This window comes from Sideroxydans sp. (genome assembly GCF_054604835.1).
The window spans coordinates 98548-119215 of the sequence record NZ_JBTSFG010000001.1; the positions used below are offsets into that span (position 1 = coordinate 98548).

General features: G+C 56.5%; 18 protein-coding genes. All 18 read left to right on the forward strand.

Going from position 1 to position 20668, the window contains the following annotated elements; all coding sequences use genetic code 11:
* The first annotated feature begins 51 nt into the window (after positions 1–51).
* The 18 genes from ACYCZ5_RS00480 to ACYCZ5_RS00565 all read left to right on the forward strand — a co-directional run bounded on the left by ACYCZ5_RS00480 (position 52) and on the right by ACYCZ5_RS00565 (position 20668).
* Positions 52–1659, forward strand: coding sequence for an HD domain-containing phosphohydrolase (locus tag ACYCZ5_RS00480; protein ID WP_461543346.1), 1608 nt, complete (start codon positions 52–54; stop codon positions 1657–1659).
* Positions 1660–1830: 171 nt separating this feature from the next.
* Positions 1831–2280 carry a pilin gene (locus ACYCZ5_RS00485; RefSeq protein WP_461542804.1) on the forward strand — a complete coding sequence of 150 codons (450 nt, stop codon included), beginning with the start codon at positions 1831–1833 and terminating at the stop codon, positions 2278–2280.
* Between the two features lie 135 nt (positions 2281–2415).
* The gene (locus tag ACYCZ5_RS00490) at positions 2416–4035 is read left to right on the forward strand and encodes a tetratricopeptide repeat protein (protein WP_461542805.1); all 1620 of its coding nucleotides are present in this window, start codon (positions 2416–2418) and stop codon (positions 4033–4035) included.
* A gap of 553 nt (positions 4036–4588) precedes the next feature.
* Positions 4589–4909 (forward strand): flagellar transcriptional regulator FlhD, encoded by a 321-nt coding sequence (gene flhD, locus ACYCZ5_RS00495; protein WP_461542806.1) that lies wholly within the window; start codon positions 4589–4591, stop codon positions 4907–4909.
* 12 nt (positions 4910–4921) lie between these two features.
* Positions 4922–5464 carry a flagellar transcriptional regulator FlhC gene (gene flhC, locus ACYCZ5_RS00500; RefSeq protein ID WP_461542807.1) on the forward strand — a complete coding sequence of 181 codons (543 nt, stop codon included), beginning with the start codon at positions 4922–4924 and terminating at the stop codon, positions 5462–5464.
* Between the two features lie 196 nt (positions 5465–5660).
* The gene (gene motA / locus ACYCZ5_RS00505; RefSeq protein ID WP_461542808.1) at positions 5661–6515 is read left to right on the forward strand and encodes a flagellar motor stator protein MotA; all 855 of its coding nucleotides are present in this window, start codon (positions 5661–5663) and stop codon (positions 6513–6515) included.
* Between the two features lie 18 nt (positions 6516–6533).
* Positions 6534–7562, forward strand: a complete 1029-nt coding sequence (gene motB, locus ACYCZ5_RS00510; protein ID WP_461542809.1) for a flagellar motor protein MotB — start codon at positions 6534–6536, stop codon at positions 7560–7562.
* Between the two features lie 55 nt (positions 7563–7617).
* Positions 7618–9249 (forward strand): methyl-accepting chemotaxis protein, encoded by a 1632-nt coding sequence (locus tag ACYCZ5_RS00515; protein WP_461542810.1) that lies wholly within the window; start codon positions 7618–7620, stop codon positions 9247–9249.
* 27 nt (positions 9250–9276) lie between these two features.
* A complete protein-coding gene (locus ACYCZ5_RS00520; RefSeq protein ID WP_461542811.1) occupies positions 9277–11361 on the forward strand; it encodes a methyl-accepting chemotaxis protein in 2085 nt (694 codons plus the stop codon).
* A gap of 14 nt (positions 11362–11375) precedes the next feature.
* Positions 11376–12320, forward strand: a complete 945-nt coding sequence (locus ACYCZ5_RS00525) for a chemotaxis protein (protein WP_461542812.1) — start codon at positions 11376–11378, stop codon at positions 12318–12320.
* 12 nt (positions 12321–12332) lie between these two features.
* Positions 12333–13283 carry a chemotaxis protein gene (locus ACYCZ5_RS00530; protein ID WP_461542813.1) on the forward strand — a complete coding sequence of 317 codons (951 nt, stop codon included), beginning with the start codon at positions 12333–12335 and terminating at the stop codon, positions 13281–13283.
* A gap of 34 nt (positions 13284–13317) precedes the next feature.
* Positions 13318–13716, forward strand: a complete 399-nt coding sequence (gene cheY, locus ACYCZ5_RS00535; protein WP_461542814.1) for a chemotaxis response regulator CheY — start codon at positions 13318–13320, stop codon at positions 13714–13716.
* 8 nt (positions 13717–13724) lie between these two features.
* On the forward strand, positions 13725–14447 hold the full coding sequence (gene cheZ / locus ACYCZ5_RS00540) for a protein phosphatase CheZ (protein ID WP_461542815.1): 723 nt from the start codon (positions 13725–13727) through the stop codon (positions 14445–14447).
* A gap of 53 nt (positions 14448–14500) precedes the next feature.
* On the forward strand, positions 14501–16354 hold the full coding sequence (locus ACYCZ5_RS00545; RefSeq protein WP_461542816.1) for a chemotaxis protein CheA: 1854 nt from the start codon (positions 14501–14503) through the stop codon (positions 16352–16354).
* Positions 16355–16386: 32 nt separating this feature from the next.
* Positions 16387–18051, forward strand: coding sequence for a methyl-accepting chemotaxis protein (locus ACYCZ5_RS00550; RefSeq protein WP_461542817.1), 1665 nt, complete (start codon positions 16387–16389; stop codon positions 18049–18051).
* Positions 18052–18093: 42 nt separating this feature from the next.
* Positions 18094–19221 (forward strand): methyl-accepting chemotaxis protein, encoded by a 1128-nt coding sequence (locus tag ACYCZ5_RS00555; protein ID WP_461542818.1) that lies wholly within the window; start codon positions 18094–18096, stop codon positions 19219–19221.
* 60 nt (positions 19222–19281) lie between these two features.
* Positions 19282–20097 (forward strand): CheR family methyltransferase, encoded by an 816-nt coding sequence (locus ACYCZ5_RS00560; protein ID WP_461542819.1) that lies wholly within the window; start codon positions 19282–19284, stop codon positions 20095–20097.
* Positions 20090–20668: a CheB methylesterase domain-containing protein gene (locus ACYCZ5_RS00565; protein ID WP_461542820.1), complete on the forward strand. Its 579-nt coding sequence runs from the start codon at positions 20090–20092 to the stop codon at positions 20666–20668. The genes ACYCZ5_RS00560 and ACYCZ5_RS00565 overlap by 8 nt, the downstream gene beginning before the upstream one ends.

The window sequence follows — 20668 nt, forward strand, 5'->3', positions numbered from 1 at the left end:
GCGCGAAGTGAATAAAGGATTTTCGTGGACACGACCAAGGTCAAGGCCTACATGGCGCAAGAGCAGGTGCAGCGCACCACGCTGGAAAGCCTGCTCAACCGCCTGAACGACCTCAATGCGATCGGTGCGGCGCTTTCCAGCGAGCGCAATATCGACAAGCTGCTCGAAAACATCCTGAGCGCCTCGATGAAGATCACCAATGCCGATGCGGGTACGCTGTATCTGCTCGACGCGGAAAAGCATGAACTCACCTTCGAGATACTGCGCAACCGTTCGCTTGGCATCAGCATGGGTGGCACTTCCGGCGAAGCCATTCCGTTCTACCCTATCCACTTGATCGGCAAGGACGGTCAACCCAATCACGCCATGGTGGTGAGTCATGCCGCCTTGAGCGGCGAGACGGTCAACATCCCGGACGCCTACATCGCCGAGGGTTTCGACTTTACCGGCACCAAACATTTCGACGCCAAGACGGGCTATCGCTCGCGCTCTTTCCTGGCTGTGCCGATGCGTGACCACGAGCACGAAGTGATCGGTGTGCTGCAGCTGATCAACGCGCTGGATGAACAGGGGGGCGTGCTGCAGTTCTCAACTGACGACCAGAAGTTGCTGGAATCTCTCGCTTCGCAGGCTGCCATCGCCATCAGCAACCGGCGGCTGATCCTGCAGATGGAAGAACTGTTCGAGTCCTTCATCAAGCTCATCAATACCGCGATCGACGACAAATCACCCTATACCGGCGGGCACTGCGCGCGCGTACCGGCGCTGACCATGATGCTGGCCGAGGCGGCCAGTCGCAGTGATAGAGGTGAACTGAAGCAATTCAGGTTGACCGATCAGGACCGGTACGAGCTCAAGATGGCCGGCCTGCTGCACGACTGCGGCAAGATCACCACACCCGTCCACGTGGTGGACAAGGCGACCAAGTTGCACACACTGTTCGACCGTATCGCGTTACTGGATACGCGCTTCGAGGTGCTCAAACGAGATGCCGAGATATCCATGTTGCGCGGCGAACTCGATCAAGCCGAATATGAGGCGCGGGTGAAGCAGCTAGATGATGACCGGGAGTTCTTGCGCTGCACCAACATCGGCGGGGAGAAGATGTCCGACGCAGATATCGACAGGGTGCGCGCGATAGCAGCCTATCCGTGGCGCGATGTGGATGGCGCGACACGCGATTTCCTGTCCGCAGACGAAGCCGAGAACTTGACCATCCGCGCGGGCACGCTCACCGCGGAAGAGCGCGAGATCATCAATCACCACATCGTGGTGACCATCAAGATGCTCGAATCGCTGCCCTGGCCCAAGCACCTCAAGCGCGTGCCAGAATATGCAGGCGGCCATCATGAGCGCATGGACGGCAAGGGCTACCCGAAAGGCCTGACCAGAGAGCAGATGTCCATTCAGGCCAGATTGATGGGTATCGCGGACATCTTTGAAGCACTCACAGCCAAAGATCGCCCGTACAAACCCGGCAAGACGCTGACCGAATCGCTCAACATCCTCGGCAACTTCAAACTGAACGGCCATATCGATCCCGAACTGTTCGATGCATTTATTCGTGAGCGGGTCTATCTCGAATACGCGCAGCAGTTCCTGTCGCCAGAGCAGATAGACGACGTGGACGAAGGGACGATACCCGGCTACTTGCCATAAGTGACAATAAACGTCACTTCATTTCCGTTTTCGGTCACTAAGGTGGTTAATCGCTGTCGTGACGCCCCGTGATTCCGCTATTTGACCATGGCACGCAACCTGCTACTATTAACCCGCACACCTCGTGCGTGCCCACAAGGGCAACGTTAAAACCCGCAAAGGAGATAAACAATGAAACAAGTTCAAAAAGGTTTTACCCTGATCGAGCTGATGATCGTGGTCGCGATTATCGGTATTCTGGCCGCTGTGGCGATTCCTTCCTATCAGGACTATGTCACGAAGGCTAAATTCTCGAAGATTGCTACGACAGTTGCTTCGGTGAAGACTGCCTTGGCTATGTACGCACAGGACAATGGCTTGACCACATTTACTGCTAATGTACCAGCGAATGGATGGGTATCCATGGGCTTGACCGGCGCTCCTACAACTTCTGGAGAAGTGTCTGCAATTACTGTCAGTGCAGATGGTGTCATTACAGCTACAGTGGCCGGCGGCGTGATTGGATCGGCATCGTGTGGTGATGTGACTTGGACACCGACGATGGGTAGCACGAACATCGTTTGGACTATTGCAACCACTTGTCCTGCTCCCGCACCTGCGCTCGTGGCCAAATGGAAGTAATCCTTCCTGTTTGCCTGTAGTCGGCTGTTGCAAAAGTCCCCTTAATCGGGGACTTTTGCTTTTATGGATTTTGTTTTGGGTAGAGTCAATATGAGGATGCAGCTATTCTTTGCGGGTGACAGGCCTCGTGCGTTCATGCTCTTGTTGCTGACAGCAATCGTCTACGTTCCTTTTTTGAATAATCCGCTGGTGTTTGATGACGTCTCATTTTTTGATCGCACCGTCTCATTCTACGCAGACGCCCATTTTGATTTCAACCTGCGTTGGTTCCCCTATACAACGATGGGGGTCACTTGGGTCTTTGCGGGCGACGCGCCTCTGGCGTACCGAATCCAGAATTTGCTTCTCCATGGGGCAAATGCCCTGCTCATCTTGCTGCTGCTGCGCCTCTGGATATGTCTGTTTATCACTGAGCCGGCACTGCTGAAAAAGAGTTTGGTCGGGGCATGGGTGGGGGCTTTGGTATTCGCCTGCCATCCGCTGGCAGTTTATGGCGCGGGCTATCTGGTGCAGCGTAGTATTTTAATGGCAACATTTTTTATGCTGGTGATGCAGATCGCCTATTTGAAGGGATTGCTGGAGGGGAATTGGCGCCTGATGGCTATTGCAGTGGCTGCCTATTTTGTAACCGTATTCAGCAAAGAGCACGCTTTGCTGGCCCCTGCTATTTTGCTGCCGCTAACGTGGGTCTTTAGAACGAGGATCAAGGTTTCACGTGGTGTTTTGATTGCGGCGTGGGGGGCAATGATCTTGATCGGCACAATAGTCGTGATGAAGAGCATCGGGGTGCTAGGCAAGCCTTATGAGTACCATGCTGTGCAAATGCTCAGCTTGCAGGGGGCGCCGCTGGATTCCTTAAGCCTGCATGTTCTTAGCCTGTTGTCGCAAGCCGCGTTGTTTTTCAAGTATTGCGCATTGATGCTCTTGCCCAATCCGGCTTGGATGTCTATCGATATGCGCGAGCATTTTTTCTTGAGTGTATGGGAACCATCCGCCTGGCTGGGCTTGTTTGCCTATTTGATCTACGGGGGCGCCGGGGTGTTTTTGCTGTTGCGGCAGGGGCGCTTGGCGCTGTTAGGATTGGCGATGCTATACCCTTGGGTGTTATATCCCATTGAGTTTTCTGCCATAAGAATGCAGGAGATCTTTGTTCTTTATCGTGCGTACTTGTGGCTGCCCGGATATATGTTGCTTTGGGTGTTGCTTGTAACGCTATTGCCAAAAGTCAGGCTGATCTGGCTGAGCGCTTTGGTGTTTCTGGCGCATCTGCCTTTTGCATGGAATAGATTATGGGTGATGTCGGATAACTATCGCTTGTGGGATGATGCTGTGCAATTATTGCAAGGTGAAGACCGTGTCGGAGCCCAGCGCATATATTATGGGCGTGCTTTTGCATCCTTAGGAAATCTGGATTTTGAGAAGGCGAATGCCGACTTCAGGAGGTCGCTCAGCCTCGATCCAAGTAACGACAAGGTTCACATGATGCTGGCAAAGTCACTCTATCAGGCAGGACAATACCGGGAGGCGGTAGATGAGCTGACGCGCATGATTGAACTTGATCAGAATGTCGGCGAGGCTTTTTTTAGAAGAGCTGTGTCACAGAAGGCGCTGGGTAATGTTGAGGCGGCTGAACTGGATGTGCGGCGGAGTTGCGAACTTGGCTATACCTTCTCCTGTGCTGCGATAAGCCTTTCCAAGTCAAGGCTGAGCACATCAAGACCGGTGGTTGACTTGGATGGCGTTAGCTCGCAGTAAACACAAAATCCCCTTAGTGACGCTTTGGGTTTTCGTGCGGATAATGTGTAATCTTGTTTTGCTTTGCCGGGAAGGGGGGGCACTGCGTTCTCTCGGACTATCGAAATAGTAGAGCAAGCTTATGGGCGTGAATCCGAAACCGCATTTCGGCCGCGCGATCGCTTATGAGAACTTGGGCGAACTGTTCTTTTCTTGCACACGAGGACTATGAATTGACCTGCAGGCTGGCCCAGAAGGGTTGCGAGAAACTGGCGCAGTGAGCTGTCAAGGAATGAGCGGGAAATCCCCCGCTATTCACTGTTTGACATGGAATTAAATTTCCTACAATGCACTCCGTTGGCTTGAGTAAGATGTTTGCTGTGTCCCCTCGCAGTTGCGCTCAAGTCGACGATTGTCGTTGTTTGCCTGATCAGGCAGGCAAGTATGGTTCCCTGGTCTTGTAGGAACTCTTCCTACCGAAAAATCGGAAAACCTCCGATTTTCTTATTCCCATCGTCCCCGCAAAATGCAACCGTCGATTCAAGACATCAATGTTTTTTGCGAGGGGACTGCAATGAATACGAATCAAGTTCACGAAGAGATCAGAGAGATCAATCTTTCCTACATGATGCTGGCACAGCAGATGATCCGCAGCGATAAGGCCAGCGCGATCTTCCGTCTGGGTGTGAGCGAAGAATTGGCCGAGCTGATCGATGGTCTGTCGCCGGCGCAGATGCTGAAGATGACAGGCTCCAATATGCTGTTGTGCCGTTTCCGCTTCGACGAACAACTGTTGCTGAACATGATCACCGATTACAACAAGGATCGCATGATGTCCCATGCGCATGCCACCATCCTGATGGCGGGCCAGCAGGTCGAAGCACTGGCTGCTTGAGGAGATACGATCATGCGCAACAAGAGTGTGGTGAACGAGGCGCGCGAGATCCAGATCGCGGTGGACCTGATCAATCTGGGGGCGCGCTTGCAGCTCCTGCAGGAAGAGACCCACCTGAGCCGTGAGCGTCTGCTCAAGCTCTACAAGGAAGTCAAAGGTGAGTCCCCCTCCAAGGGCATGCTGCCTTATTCCACCGACTGGTTCATGAGCTGGTTACCCAACATCCACTCCTCGTTGTTCATGGGCATACACCAGTTTCTGGTCAAGAATGCGAATGTCTCCGGCGTCGAGGCGTTGATCAAGAGTTACCGTTTGTATCTGGAGCAGGCCGAAGTCGGTGAAGATGAGCCGACCCTGAGCATCACGCGCGCCTGGTTCCTGATCCGTTTCTTCGAGGCCGGCATGATGCAATTGACGCGCTGCAAGGAGTGCGGCGGTCAGTTCGTGGTGCACACCAACGAGTTGTGCGATGAATATAGCTGTGGCATCTGTCGTCCCCCGTCGCGCGCAGGAAAGACCCGCAAGGCTGCCCAGGCAGCTGCTGCAATGGCATGATCGCCTGTAAGTGATGCATGGTGCTGAAATCCCATCGCCGCCACTACCGAGGAATCATCGGTGTGGCGGCGATTCAGTTTCTGGGTGGTGAAAGTGCTGAATAGCTGTAGATATCAAGGTTTGTTCGTGTAATGAAGCCAAAACACTCCTGCTAGGATACGATTGAGCCTTGGATAGGCATACGTAGAGGTGAACCATGCTGGTGATTGTTGGATATATAGTGGTGCTGGGCGCAGTTTTTGGTGGTTACGCCATAGCGGGCGGCCATCTTGGCGGTCTGTACCAGCCGGTGGAATTGCTGATGATCGGTGGCGGTGCGCTGGGCGCATTCTTCGTCGGCAACAACATGACCACTATCAAGGCCACTTTCAAGGCGATTCCCGTAATTTTCAAGGGCTCCAAGTACACCAAAGAGACCTACATGGAGCTGATGGCACTCATGTATGAGTTGCTGGGCAAGGTGCGCAAGGAAGGCATGATGTCCATCGAGGGCGATGTCGAGAACCCGCATGAGAGCGCGATATTCGGGAAATATCCCAAGATCCTGAACGACCATCATGTGGTGGAGTTCATCACAGACTACCTGCGCATCATGGTCAGCGGCAACCTGAACGCGATGGAGATCGAGAACCTGATGGATGTGGAGATCGAGACGCACCACCATGAAGCATTGGTGCCGTCCCACGTCATCGCCAAACTGGGCGACGGCATGCCGGCTTTCGGTATCGTCGCCGCTGTGATGGGCGTGGTACACACCATGGAGTCGGTGGGCATCCCGCCCGCCGAGCTCGGTATCCTGATCGCGCATGCGCTGGTCGGTACCTTCCTCGGCATCTTGCTGGCTTACGGTTTTGTGGGGCCGCTGGCAGGTCTGCTGGAGCAGAAGGCGGATGAGGAGAGCAAGATCTATCAGGCGGCCAAGGTCGTGCTGCTGGCCAATCTGAACGGTTACGCGCCGGCGATGGCGGTCGAGTTCGGACGCAAGGTGTTGACTTCCTCCGTCCGTCCGGGCTTTGTTGAGCTGGAAGAGCACGTGAAGCAGAAGCGCTGATCCGGGAGCAGTTGAAACATGGCCGAAGACAAGAACAAGCGCCCCATCGTCATCAAGCGCATCAAGAAGGTGGCGGCCGGCCATCACGGTGGCGCATGGAAGATCGCTTACGCGGACTTTGTGACGGCGATGATGGCGTTCTTCCTGCTGATGTGGCTGCTGGGTTCGACGGCAAAAGGCGACTTGGTGGGGATCGCCGAATATTTCAAGACGCCCCTCAAGGTGGCGCTGATGGGCGGTTCGGGCAGTGGAGACAGTTCCAGCATCATCAAGGGGGGCGGGCAAGATCTGACGCGCACTGAAGGGCAGGTGAAGAAAGGTGAAATTGAGGCGCCGAAAAAGACCATCACCCTCAAAGCCGCGAAACAGGAATTCCTGCGCATGGAGGCGAAGAAAGAGATCGAACAGTTGCGCCAGCTGAAGAAGAACATCGAGGCGGCGATCGAGAACAACAAGAAGCTTGAGAAATTCAAGAACCAGATATTGCTCGATCTGACTACTGAAGGGCTGCGCATCCAGATCGTGGATGAGAAGAATCGCCCCATGTTCCAGAGCGGCAGTGCGCAACTTGAAGATTACACGCGCGACATATTGCGCGAGATCGGCAAGACCTTGAATGAGATGCCGAACAAGGTCAGCCTGTCAGGCCATACCGATGCGCAGCCCTTCGGTATAAAGGGAGGGCGCTACAGCAACTGGGAACTGTCTGCTGACCGTGCCAACGCATCGCGCCGGGAATTGATCTCCGGCGGCCTTGCAGATGAAAAGATCGTGCGCGTGGTCGGACTTTCTTCGGCGGTGTTGTTCGACAAGGATGCGCCGCTTAACCCGATCAACCGGCGCATCAGCATCATCGTGATGAACAAGAAGGCTGAAGAGGCTGCGCAGCAGGATGGTGGCACTGTGCAGATCGATGCCGAGGACGGTGATGCCGCAGGAGTGTTGGGTGTTTCGGGCGTAACCGCAGTTTCGGCAGAGGGGGTTACGGCCGTTAGTGATCTGCCGGAAACCGCATCACAGCAGGCTTTGCCAGCCGGGATGAATTAAAGAAGCCAGAAAATCGGCCGTTAGTCAGGCATAAGCGACAATTTACGCAGGGGGAATGAACATGAACAAATGGTGGAGCAAACTTTCTCTGAAGAGCAAACTTCAGATCCCGATCCAGCTGATCCTGCTGGCCATCATGGTGCTGGCGCAACGCGCGGCACTGGATACTTTCGAAGAGCGCATCCTTGAAGAGGCGCGCCAGAAGGCGGTCGTTTCAGCCGACGGTGTGTTGAACGGTCTGAATATGCTGATGCTGAACGGCATCATCAGCGATGCGGAACAGCGCAAGCTGTATGTCGAAAAGATGGGCGCTTCAAACAGGGTGGTCGATCTGCGAGTGATGCGCCATACGCCGGTCATTGAACAGTTCGGCCCCGGCTTGCCTTCCGAGCAGGCCAAGGATGAAATGGATCGTGAGGCGCTGACCACAGGGAAACAGCAGACCAGCGTACAAAAGCAGGGCGAACTGCATACGCTGCGCGTCGTAGTGCCGTTCATCGCGCAAGCAGATTTTCGCGGCACCAACTGCCTGATGTGTCACATCGTTCCCGAAGGCTCCGTCAACGGTGCAGCCAGCATCACCCTTGATGTTTCAGAGGAATTCGATCTGATGGCGCGTGCCAATACCATGCTGTGGGGAATCCAGATCGCGATCCAGGTGTTCCTGTATTTCATGATCGGTTGGTTGATCGGTTTTGTCACCGGGCCTACAAGGAATCTGCAACAAGCTATGCTGGCCATGCAGGCGACGGGAGACCTGTCCAAGCGTGCGCCGGTGAGCACTGCGGATGAGGTCGGACAGACCGTGCAGGCATTCAACGCACTGGTAAACAACTTCCAGGTGATCGTGGCACAAGTCGATGGGCAGGCCTCGCAAGTGGCGACTGCCGCACACTCCCTGTCCGGCGATGCGGCAACGCTGGCGACCAGTGTGCAGAAGCAGAGTGATGCGGCAGCTGTCGTGGCGAGCGCAGTCTCGCAAGTGAGCAGCAGCATCGGCCAGGTTGCGGAAAGCACCAGTCGCGTGGCAAAACTATCCCATGAGAGTCTGGAGCGCGCCAACCGCGGGCAGGAAAGCTTGCAGGAGATGGTGCAGGAGCTGAGCAATGTCGAGCGAGCCGTGGGCGAGATCGCCAACTCGGTCAATCAGTTCGTCGCCAATACACAGAGCATCACCAGCATGACGCAACAGGTGCGCGATATCGCCGAGCAGACCAATTTGCTGGCGTTGAATGCGGCGATCGAAGCGGCCCGTGCGGGTGAGCAGGGGCGCGGCTTCGCGGTGGTGGCAGATGAAGTGCGCAAGCTGGCCGAGAAATCCGCCCAGTCGGCCACCCAGATCGATGAAGTGACGCAATCGCTGGGCAGTCAGTCCGAACAGGTCGAGCGCACGGTTCAGACCGGCTTGAGCGCACTGCAAACCAGCCAGGCGCATGTCGGTGATGTGACCAAGATCCTGATCGAATCCAACCAGTCGGTCGGCGGTGTGAATGACGGATTGGAAGAGATATCCCGCTCCATCAATTCGCAACGCGATGCAGCACAGGAGATCGCCCGCAACGTCGAGAACATCGCCACCATGGCGGAGCAAAGCAATGCCGTGGTGCAACGTACCGTGACTTCGGCGCAAACGATGGAGCAGGTTGCCGAGAGCCTGAAATCGACCGTAGGGAAATTCAAGGTCTGATGCACCGATAGCACCAGGAGGAAGATCATGCAAAATAAGAACGCATATGTGTCGCAAAAGGAGGTCACCTTTCCGGATGGAGAGGTACTGATCACCAAGACCGATACCAAGGGCATCATCACCTACTGCAACGACGCCTTCGAGCGGCTGTCAGGTTATTCGCGGTCAGAACTGGTCGGCAAGAGCCACAATATCGTGCGGCATCCCGATATGCCGCCACAGGCATTCAAATGGCTGTGGGATACCCTTAAAACCGAACGCCCGTGGCGCGGCTTGGTGAAGAACCGCTGCAAGAACGGTGACCACTATTGGGTGCGCGCCACGGTCGCCCCCATCCTAGAAGGCGGAAACATCATCGGCTACGTCTCGGTGCGCCGGCCGCCCACTCGCGCCCAGATCGCCAAAGCAGAATCGGTGTATCGCGAACTCAATCAGAGCGGTGGCGAGGTCGTTTCCCGCTATGAGAAACTCAAGGTCAAGAACTGGTCGTTGAAAGCCAAATTGCAAGCCGCGATCCAGATCCCGCTACTGCTCATTCTGACCGTGGCGCAGATGTACCTGACCGGTAGCATGCAGGATGAGGCGAAGCTGCAGGCGGAATCCAAGGGGGCGCAGGTCGCCACCCAGATCATCGATAACGCCAATATGTTGATGGTGACCGGCCAGATCGGTATCGAAGAGAATCGCAAGCTGCTGCTAGAAAAAGTCACTTCATCGGGTCATGTGCAGTCGGCAGTCATTCTGCGTTCTGACCTGCTGGTGTCGCAATATGGCGCGGGCTCGGCCAACCAGCAGGCCAAGGATGACGTGCAGCGCGAAGTGCTGAAATCGGGCCAGCAAAAAGTGATATTCGGCTCGGATGCTTCCGGTTCTCCGGTGCTGCGTATCATCACGCCCTATCTGGCCAGCAAGGATTTCCACGGCACCGACTGCACCTTGTGCCACGCCGGGCCGGACAATTGGGTGACAGGTGCATCAGATATCTCCATCGATCTCAAGGATGATTTCGACCGTATCCATCTGATGGAGATGAAGGTGATGGCTGGGCAGATCGTGTTGCAACTGTTCCTGTTCTTCTTCATCGGCTACTGTGTGGATCGCTTCATCCATCGCCCGCTGTCGCAGGTGGAAAAAGAGTTCCGCAATATCATGGAAGGCAATCTGGACACCGAACTGGACATCACCATCCAGGACGAGATGGGCAAGCTGCTGTGCGCGATACAGACCATGCAGACCTATCTGCGCACCATGGTGGACGAGATCGTCACGCCGGTGGTCAAGATGCGGGAGAGGGTCAAGTCGGTGGATGAGAAGGTGGGTGTGGTGGCGAGCAATGCCGTGACCGAGCAGGAACAGATACAGAGTATCGCAGCGACCATGGAGCAGTTCAGCCAGTCCATCGCCGAGGTGGCGAACATGGCCGCCGATTCGCTGACCGAGATGAAGCGTACCCAGGGCATCGTGGAACTGAACAACGTCAACATGGGACGCAGCATCGATGCGACCACCAAGGTGGCAGAGACTGTGCAGCGCTCCAGCAAGACCATCTCGGATCTGGGGGCTTCCATAGAAAGAATCGGTAAAATAGCCAATTCGATCAAGGAAATTGCTGACCAGACCAACCTGTTGGCCTTGAATGCGGCCATCGAGGCAGCGCGTGCCGGCGAGCAGGGACGCGGCTTCGCAGTGGTGGCGGACGAAGTGCGCAAGTTGGCAGAGCGTACGTCTTCAAGCACCAAAGACATCACCAAGACCATTGCCGATATCACGGCCATCTCCAATGAGGCGGTTAAATCCATGGGTGAGGCGGTGGTCGAGGTCGAGAGCGGCATCACGCTGATTCGCGACAACGGTGAGCGGCTGACAGAAGTGATGGAGGCCACGGTCAGCATGTCCCAGCGTATCGACCACATCACCATGGCGTCCAAGGAGCAGTCCGTAGCCGGGGAGAATGTGGCCAAGAGTCTGGAGCATATCTCCGGATTGGTGGACGAGAATGCCCGTTCTTCGCAGCAGACGCGTGATGCGGCTGTGGAACTGGCGAAATCGGCCGATGAATTAAGCAAGGCAGGTTATCCGCTGACCAAATGCGGCATGCGGAACCAAGGCTGAGCAAGGAGAGAGAGATGTCAGAACTGTTAAAGAATATTGATGCGCGTACCAAGCTGGCGGGCACCAACAAGCTGGAGATCCTGATGTTCTCGCTGGGCAAGGATCTGCGCACCGCTCGCGAGGAGACCTTCGGCATCAACGTGTTCAAGGTGCGCGAAGTGATGCGCATTCCGGAGATCACGCGCGCCCCCGAGATGCCGCCTTCGGTCGAAGGCATGGTGAGTTTGCGCGGCGCTCTGGTGCCGGTGATCGATCTGGCCAAGTACATCGGCATGGAGTCCGACAGCAAACCCGACATCATGATCGTGACCGAATACAACGGGCATACCCAGGGTTTCCTGGTGAAGTCGGTGGACAATATCCTGCGCTTGGACTGGTCGGCGATGCGCGTTCCGCCCGAGATGCTGGCGGCGGAGATGGGCGGTCTGGTGACCGCCATCACGGAACTGAAAGACAAGCGGCTGGTGATGATGCTGGACGTGGAGAAGGTGCTGGCCGAGACCGGACATTTCGGTTCGGACGAGATGATCTTCAAGGCAGTCCAGCCGATCAGCAAGGCGGATCGTACTGTTTTCTACGCTGACGATTCGTCCGTGGCCCGCAACCAGATCGCCCGCACTTTGGAGGCGATGGGGGTTAAATCCATCTCCGCCATCAACGGACGCAAAGCTTGGGAAGAGCTGGCGCGCATGGCGGACTATGCGGAATCATCCAACACGCCTCTGAAAGATATGGTGCAGGTGATCCTGACCGATGTGGAGATGCCGGAGATGGACGGTTATATGCTGACGCGCAAGATCAAGTCGGACAAACGTTTCAACGGTATCCCGGTGCTGATGCATTCATCGCTGTCCAGTAATTCCAACCAGCAGTTGGGCAAGGCGGTCGGCGTGGATGAATATGTGCCCAAGTTCGAGCCGCAGAAATTGTCGCAGACGCTGGCGCGTCTGCTGGGATAAGGGGAGCACGAGATGGCATACAACGAAGACATGTTGGCAAGCAGCGAATACGACGGCTTGCTCGATCATATCGATGCGCGCACGAATCTGGCCGGCACCAACAAGATGGAGATCCTGCTGTTCAATCTGGGCACGGATGAGAAGTTTGGCATCAATGTATTCAAGGTGAAAGAGGTGTCCCAGGCCGGCAAAATCACGCGTACGCCCAACATGCCGCAGGGCGTGGACGGCATCGTCAGCTTGCGCGGCCATGTGATGCCGGTGCTGAATCTGGCGAAGTTCATGGGGATACGGGAAGAAGAGCCGCACCAGACCATGATGGTGGCTGAGTACAACAACCATATCCTCGGATTCCTGGTGAAGGATGTGGATCGAATCATCCGCGTCGATTGGGATAAGGTGCGCCCAACCGAGGGCATGCTATCCGACAAGGATGCGCTGATTACCGCCATCACCAATCTGGATGACGGTTCCTTGGTGTCCATTCTCGATGTGGAGCAGATCCTATCCAACGCCTTCGGGGAAGCTATCGTCGGCAACGTCGAGCGCATCGAATCCGCGCATGATCTGTGCGTGTTCTTCGCCGACGATTCCATGGTGGCGCGGCGCAAGATCATCGAGGTGCTGGACCGTATGGGCGTCAAGCACATCCAGTCCAATAACGGGCAGGAAGCGTGGGATCGTTTGCGCGCGATGGCGGACGCTGCCCAAAGCAGCGGACAGAACTTGCATGACCAGATACAGGTCATCCTGACCGATGCCGAGATGCCCGCGATGGACGGATATGTGCTGACCCAGTACGTGAAGAACGACAGGCGCTTCGAAGGTATCCCGGTGGTGATGCATTCCTCATTGTCTTCCGACGCCAATCGGGCGATGGGCAAGCGTGTGGGCGTCGATTATTACGTGCCGAAGTTCGATTCGATGGTGTTGTCGTCGACTCTGAGACCGTTACTGACATAACAAGCTGTATGGAAGTTGTATTAAGGAGATTGAGATGGGAATAGAGAATACAAAATTTCTGGTGGTGGATGATTTCTCCACGATGCGACGCATCGTGCGCAATCTTCTGAAAGAGCTGGGGTTTGTCAATGTGCAAGAGGCGGAAGATGGCGTGGATGCGCTGAACAAACTGCGCGGAGAGCCGTTCGAATTCGTGGTGTCTGACTGGAACATGCCGAACATGACGGGTATCGAACTGCTGCGCGCGATCCGTGCCGACGCGGCGCTCAAGCATCTGCCCGTATTGATGGTGACGGCAGAAGCGAAGAAGGAAAACATCATCGAGGCGGCACAAGCAGGCGCGTCCGGGTATGTGGTCAAGCCGTTCACTGCCGCGACGCTGGACGAGAAATTGAAAAAGATATTTGCGGCAAATCCGCATTTGAATAAGTGAGGTGAATCATGGCTAATCCTGCAAATAACGACTCGGACGATCTCGAAGCACTGTTCGATAGCATCATCTCTGCCAACACCGATGAACCCAAGGCTGCTGCCAAGGTGATCCAGTTGAACGCCGATGCGGAGCCCGCAAAGGTCCTCAATCAGGTCGGTCATATGGCACGCAAGCTGCACGACACGCTGCGTGAACTTGGCCTGCACAAGGAGATCGAGAAGGCGACGTCCTCCATCCCCGATGCGCGCGACCGTCTCAACTATGTGGCGACTCTGACGCAGCAGGCTGCCGAACGCGTGTTGACCGCCACAGAATCGGCGCAGCCGCTGGTCGACAAACTTTCCGACGATTCGCAGCGCTTGGCTGCGCAATGGGATCTGCTGTTCCAGAAGAAACTGGATGTGCAGCAGTTCAAGGCGCTGGTAACGCAGACACACGCCCATCTGCACGATATGCCCAAGCAGGGCAAGGAAGTTAATGCCTATCTGCTGGAGATCATGATGGCCCAGGATTTCCAGGATCTGACTGGGCAGGTCATCAAGAAGATCATCCAGTTGACGCAAGAGATGGAAAAACAACTGGTCGAACTGTTGCTTGAGAACGCGCCGCCAGCGGTACGTGCTGAAAACTCGGGTCTGTTGAATGGCCCGGTGATCAGCGCAGCAGGCAGGAACGATGTGGTCACCAGCCAGGATCAGGTCGACGATCTGCTGGAGAGTCTGGGATTTTAAGCGGTGCTGGATGCTGAGTACGCAGTGCTGCGTGTTCGATTGAGGAGATGAACATGAATGATTTTGCCGGAATGGAAGACCTGCTGAGCGATTTCCTGATGGAAGCCGGAGACATGTTGTCCGATGTGGACAGCAAGCTGATGGAACTGGAAAAATCTCCGGGTGAGAGCGGTCTGCTGAACGAGATATTCCGCGGTTTCCACACCATCAAGGGCGGTGCCGGATTCCTGAATGCGGGTGAGCTCGTCACCTTGTGTCATCTGACCGAAAACCTGTTCGACAAACTGCGCAACAAGGAACTCACCTTGAGCGCGGAACTGATGGATGTGATCTTCGCCGCTACGGCGGAAGTGCGCCATATGTTCGGCGCCCTGCAGAAGAATCAACAGCCACAGGCAGCGCCAGTCGAGATCATCAGTGCATTGAAGGATGCGCTGGAGGGTAAGGCAGTCGCTGCCATCAAGTCCGCCTCGCCTGCGACAGTCCAGGCAGCAACCGAAGCTACGGCAGGTCTGCCTGTCATCGAGGCTGAGAACGTCGACTGGGACGCCTTGTACAAGGCGCTCACAGGTAGCGACATCGTCGAGCAGGTCGGTGCCAAGCGCGATCCGGAAGTGATTAAGCAGGCCATCAACGAGGAAGAATCGACGCGCAAGGCCTTCGGCAGACGCTCTACCGATGTCCCGGGCAGCACGGTGGGGCGGCGCGGCGGGGATGTACCGGCAACCGAAGCAAAAGAGACTACCATCCGCGTAGATACCGAACGTCTGGACCAAGTGCTCAACCTGTCCGGCGAGATCGGCCTGACCAAGAACCGTTTGACTCATCTGCGCTCCGATATCCTGCAGGGGCGCAGCGATAGCGACACGCTGCGCGAGCTGGACTTGTCGGTGACCCAACTCGACATGCTGGTCGTGAATCTGCAGAACGCCGTCATGAAGACGCGCATGCAACCCATCGGCCGCCTGTTCAAGAAATATCCACGTTTGGCGCGCGATCTGGCGCGCTCTTTGAACAAGGATGTGGAACTGGTGCTGATCGGTGAAGAGACCGAGATGGACAAGACCATGATCGAGGACTTGAACGATCCGCTGGTGCACCTGGTGCGCAATGCGGTCGATCACGGTGTCGAAACCATAGTAGAGCGTCGTGCCGCGGGCAAACCCGAGAAGAGCATGGTCGAGCTGGCCGCGCGCCAGGAAGGGGACCACATCCTGATCACCATCACCGACGATGGCAAAGGGATGCGTCCGGAAGTGATCCGCAACAAGGCAGTGGAAAAGGGTTTGATCACCAATGAGGTGGCCAACACGCTGGACGAGAACCAGTGTCTGGAGTTGGTGTTCCTGCCAGGTTTCTCCACCAAGGACGAGATATCCAGTGTGTCCGGACGCGGTGTCGGCATGGATGTGGTGAAAACCAATATCCAGAAGCTGAACGGCAGCATCCAGATCCAGTCCGAACCCGGCAAGGGTTCGATCTTCTCCATCTCGCTGCCGCTGACGCTGGCCATCCTGCCTGTGCTGGTGCTGCGTCTTGGCGACCAGTCGTTCGCGGTGCCGCTGTCCATGGTGCGCGAGATCCTGCCTGTCACGCGCGATGCGCTGCAACAAGTCTCCGGCAAGGCCACCATGATCGTGCGCGGCGAAGTGCTGCCGGTACTGCCGCTCACCCAGCTGATCGGCTGGGGTAACAACGAGCGCTCGGAAGTCGGCGTGCTGATGCAGTTCGGCAGTAACAGCTTCATCCTGACTGCAGACGGTTTTGTCGGCCACGAAGACGTGGTGATCAAATCGCTGGATACCTTCCGTCCCAAGGGTGTGGCGGGCGTCACCATGTCCAGCGAGGGCGATATCGTGCTGATCCTGGATATCAAGGAACTGCTCAGCGATGTGCGCGGCAACTGATCCGATAATAAGAACAATAACCGGAGGAAGAGATGTTTGCCGCACTGTCGTTGAAGAAGAAGTTCCTGGCGCTCGAGTCGACGTCGTTCGCCATGTTCGTGGCCATGGCATTCTTTGCGCTGTTCATGCTCAAGGGCTCGGTTGATGCAGAGAAGGAAGGAGTTGAAAGGCTGAAAGCGGACATCATGGTGATGGAGCACATCAGCACCATGGATATCACGTTCCTGAAACAGACCAAACATGCCAAGAACGTGTGGATGCGCGGTGAGGATGCGGAAAAGAAGAAGAAATACCGTGCCGGCTTCGTCGAGGAACGCGAGCGTTTCGAGCGCAGTCTGCAGGCGGCGAGCGCCGGATTGAAACAGCTCGCATTGGGTCATGAGCAGGAGTTCACCGGGTTCATCGGCAAGCTGGGTGCGCTGGCGGAAATGCACCAGACTGTCAGCGACCAGTACCTCGCCCAGATCGATGCGCACCGCGCGGATGCTATGGGCTCCGATGCGAAAGTGGAGGGACTCGACCGGCCGGTATTGGCACAAGTCAGCGAACTGCGCGATGGTTTTGTGGCCTTCACCGAGCAGAAGGCGGCAGAGAAGATCACCATGGCGCAGGAAGATTACGAGCACCGGCGCAACGTGATCGTCGCTTGGGTACTGGCCTCGCTGGCTATCTCCTTCCTGCTGGCGACCGTCATCATCCGCCAAGTCATGCGCCAGTTGGGCGGTGACCCGCGTGATGTGGCGGCCGTGGTGAATACGATGGCGCAAGGTGATTTCTCGCGGCAGCCGGCGGGGCAGCCAGTGCCGGGCAGTCTGCTGGCGAACGCCTATCAGATGCAGGCCAGCCTGCGCGACATGATCGGTCAAGTTAAGTCGCAGGCCCATCATGTCGGCGATATGGCGCACAGTCTCGCGACCTCGGCCAACCAGATCGCCAAAAACGTCAATCATGAATCCGATGCTGTATCCGGCATGGCCGCTGCGATCGAGGAATTGAGCGTCTCTACCACGCATATCAGCGACCAGGGCAGCAATGCCAAGCAGATCGCGAACAATTCGCGTGACAGCGCACAGGAAGGCGCGAAAGTGGTGAACATGACCGTCTCCGGTTTGCTGGAGATCGCCAATGAGATCGAGAGTGCGTCAGGAGAGGTCTCCCGACTGGGTGAAGATGCGTCACGCATCAGCGATGTGGTGAAAGTGATCAAGGAGATCGCCGACCAGACCAACTTGCTGGCTTTGAACGCGGCCATCGAAGCAGCGCGCGCCGGGGAGCAGGGACGTGGTTTTGCCGTGGTGGCAGACGAGGTGCGCAAACTGGCCGAGCGTACCGCCGGTGCCACCAACGAGATCAGCCAGATGTCTTCCAAGATCGGGGAAGTGGCCGGCAATGCGCTTTCCGGTATGGACAAAGTTGTGCAGACGACCCGCAAGGGCGTGGGAGATGCCGAGACAGCCCAGGCATCGATCAAACATATCCAGAACAGTTTCAGTGAAGTCTCCGGCGTGATCGATGACATTGCCGGAGCGCTGCAGGAACAGAATGCGGCGGCAGCGGAACTGGCGAAGAGTACCGAGCAAGTGTCGCAGATGTCCGAGGAGAACGCAGGTGCAGCCAAAAGTCTGCTGCAGTTGGCGACTGAACTGGAAGACAAGGCCAGTGCTGTGCGGCAGTCGGTTGAAGTTTTCAAGGTCTAAGCCGTTCGCTTATAGAACAACAACATCAATCTGGAGGAAGTCATGTTTGGCGGAAAGATCAAGCAGGACTATCAAACGGCACAGCGCCGTCTGGTAGAAACGGAACGTGACATCGGCAATCTGCGGGACGAACTGGCCAGGCTGGAGAGCCAGCGCGAGTCGTACCGTCAGGAAGCGGAGCAGGCCAAGCTGAAATGCGAAGTGGCTGACCAGATATTCGTCAACATGCAGGGTTTTGGCGAATCGTTCATCGCCCTGCAAACATCGCAGGTCGCGGCGGCGACTTCCTTGCGCGAAGAGAAGCAGCACGCGGTCGAAGCGGCTTCTGTTTCGGTGAACAACCGTGCAGCGGTGTTGAATATCGCGTCCAGTCTGGAATCGCTGTCCGGCGACACGCTGCGCACTTCAAAGAACGTGCAGGGGCTGACCGAACGGGCAGCGCAGATCGGCAGCATCGTGAAGCTGATCAAGGAGATCGCGGATCAAACCAATCTGCTGGCGTTGAATGCGGCCATCGAAGCCGCCCGTGCCGGCGAGCAGGGGCGCGGTTTCGCGGTGGTGGCGGATGAAGTGCGCAAGCTGGCGGAACGTACCGCCAAGGCGACCAGCGAGATATCGGTCATCGTGACGGCGATCCAGGACGAGACACACCATGCGCGCACCCAGATGGAAGAATGGGCCGCGAAATCGCAGACGTTCAGCAGCGACGTGGGTACCGTGATGGGGAACATGAAGCATCTGCTGGATCTGGCCCACACCATGGAGGGCACCATCTCGGCGGCGGCCCTGCGTAGCTTCGTCGAAGTCGCCAAGATCGACCATATCCTGTACAAGTTTGAGATTTACAAGGTGTTCATGGGCATCTCCGACAGGGAGCCCGCGAGCTTCGCCTCGCATACCGCTTGCCGTCTGGGCAAATGGTATTTCGAGGGTGAAGGCAAGGATTGCTTCTCGAAACTGGACGGATATCAGGCGGTCGCTGCACCGCACCAGAGCTTCCACAACAACGGCAAAGAAGCCGTGGCGGCCTTCCATGCTGGCGATCCGTTGCGCGGCATGGCACTGGTGGGCAAGATGGAATCGGACAGCATGGCCGTTCTGTCCGCGCTGGAGCGTATCGCCATCGCCGGGGAGGGGGACAACAGTCTGTTGTGCGCTTCCACAAAATGACACCGGTACTGAGTTCCGGTTGTTCGATACATGACAGCCGGAACCGGGTTTTGTCCCAGCATGATGAATCGTGAATTTGTTTTTACCGATCAGGATTTTCAGAAGATACGTGACCTGATCCATCGCCATGCCGGCATTGCGCTGGCGGACAGCAAGCAGGAACTGGTCTACAGCCGCTTGGCGAGAAGGCTGCGCGTGACCGGGATCAAGACCTTCTCGGAATATCTGTCTTTCCTGCAGAAAGGTCACGAGGATGAATGGGAAGCCTTCGTCAATTCCCTGACCACCAATCTCACCTCGTTCTTCCGCGAGGCACATCACTTCAACCTGCTAGCGGATTTTCTGCGGCAACTCGGTCCGTCCCGCCCGATACATCTGTGGTGTTCGGCCTGTTCCACAGGCGAAGAGGCGTATTCGATGGCGATCACCGCCGCGGAGACGTTCGGCGGTTTCGATCATGCGGTGCGCATCATCGCTTCGGATCTGGACAGTCATGTGTTGGTCACGGCAAAAGCCGGACGCTACAAGGCGGAAGCCGTGCTCAAGCTGGGCACGGAACGGGTGGAGCGTTTCTTTCTCCCCGATGGAGCGGGTTATTTCAAGATCCGTCCCGAATTGCAGCGTTGCATCGAGTTCAAGCGTATCAATCTGCTCGATGCGAACTATCCGGTCCGTGAAAAGCTGGATGGCATCTTCTGCCGCAATGTGATGATCTACTTCGACAAGGATACCCAGCTCGGCATTTTGAAGAAGTTCGCGCCCTTGCTGCACCCGCACGGTTTGCTATTCGCGGGGCATTCGGAGAGTTTCTATCATGCCGCCGCCTATTTCAAATTGCGCGGCCAGACCGTCTACGAGTTGGCCAAGCATGCCTGAGGGGCGCATCATCGTCGTGGGCTCTTCCACCGGCGGGACGGATGCCTTGCGCATATTCCTGTCGAAGATGCCGGTCGATGCACCGCCTATCCTGATTGCGCAGCACATGCCGGAGTCGTTCGTGCCTTCTTTCGCCGAGCGTCTGGATGGACTGTGCAAGTTGAAGGTCAAACTGGCTGAGCAGGGCGAAGATATCCGTGGAGGTACGGTATACCTCTCCCCGGGCAATGCACATCTGCAGATCGCCAGACATGGCACCGGCTATCGCATCCAGCTGAACGATGCGCCCCCTGTGAACTTCCATCGTCCTTCGGTAGAGATGCTGTTCCGCTCCGCTGCCAGGGTATTGGGCGCGCGTGCCGTCGGTGTGATGCTGACCGGTATGGGCAAGGACGGGGCGGTCGCCATGCTGGAGATGAAACAGGCCGGTGCCATCAATCTGGCCCAGGATGAAAACAGCTGTGTGGTGTTCGGTATGCCGCGTGCAGCGATCGAGCTGGGCGCGGTGGATGAGGTGTTGCCGCTGGAGAGGATCGCCGAGCGGGCGATCATGCGCAGCCGGGAATACTGA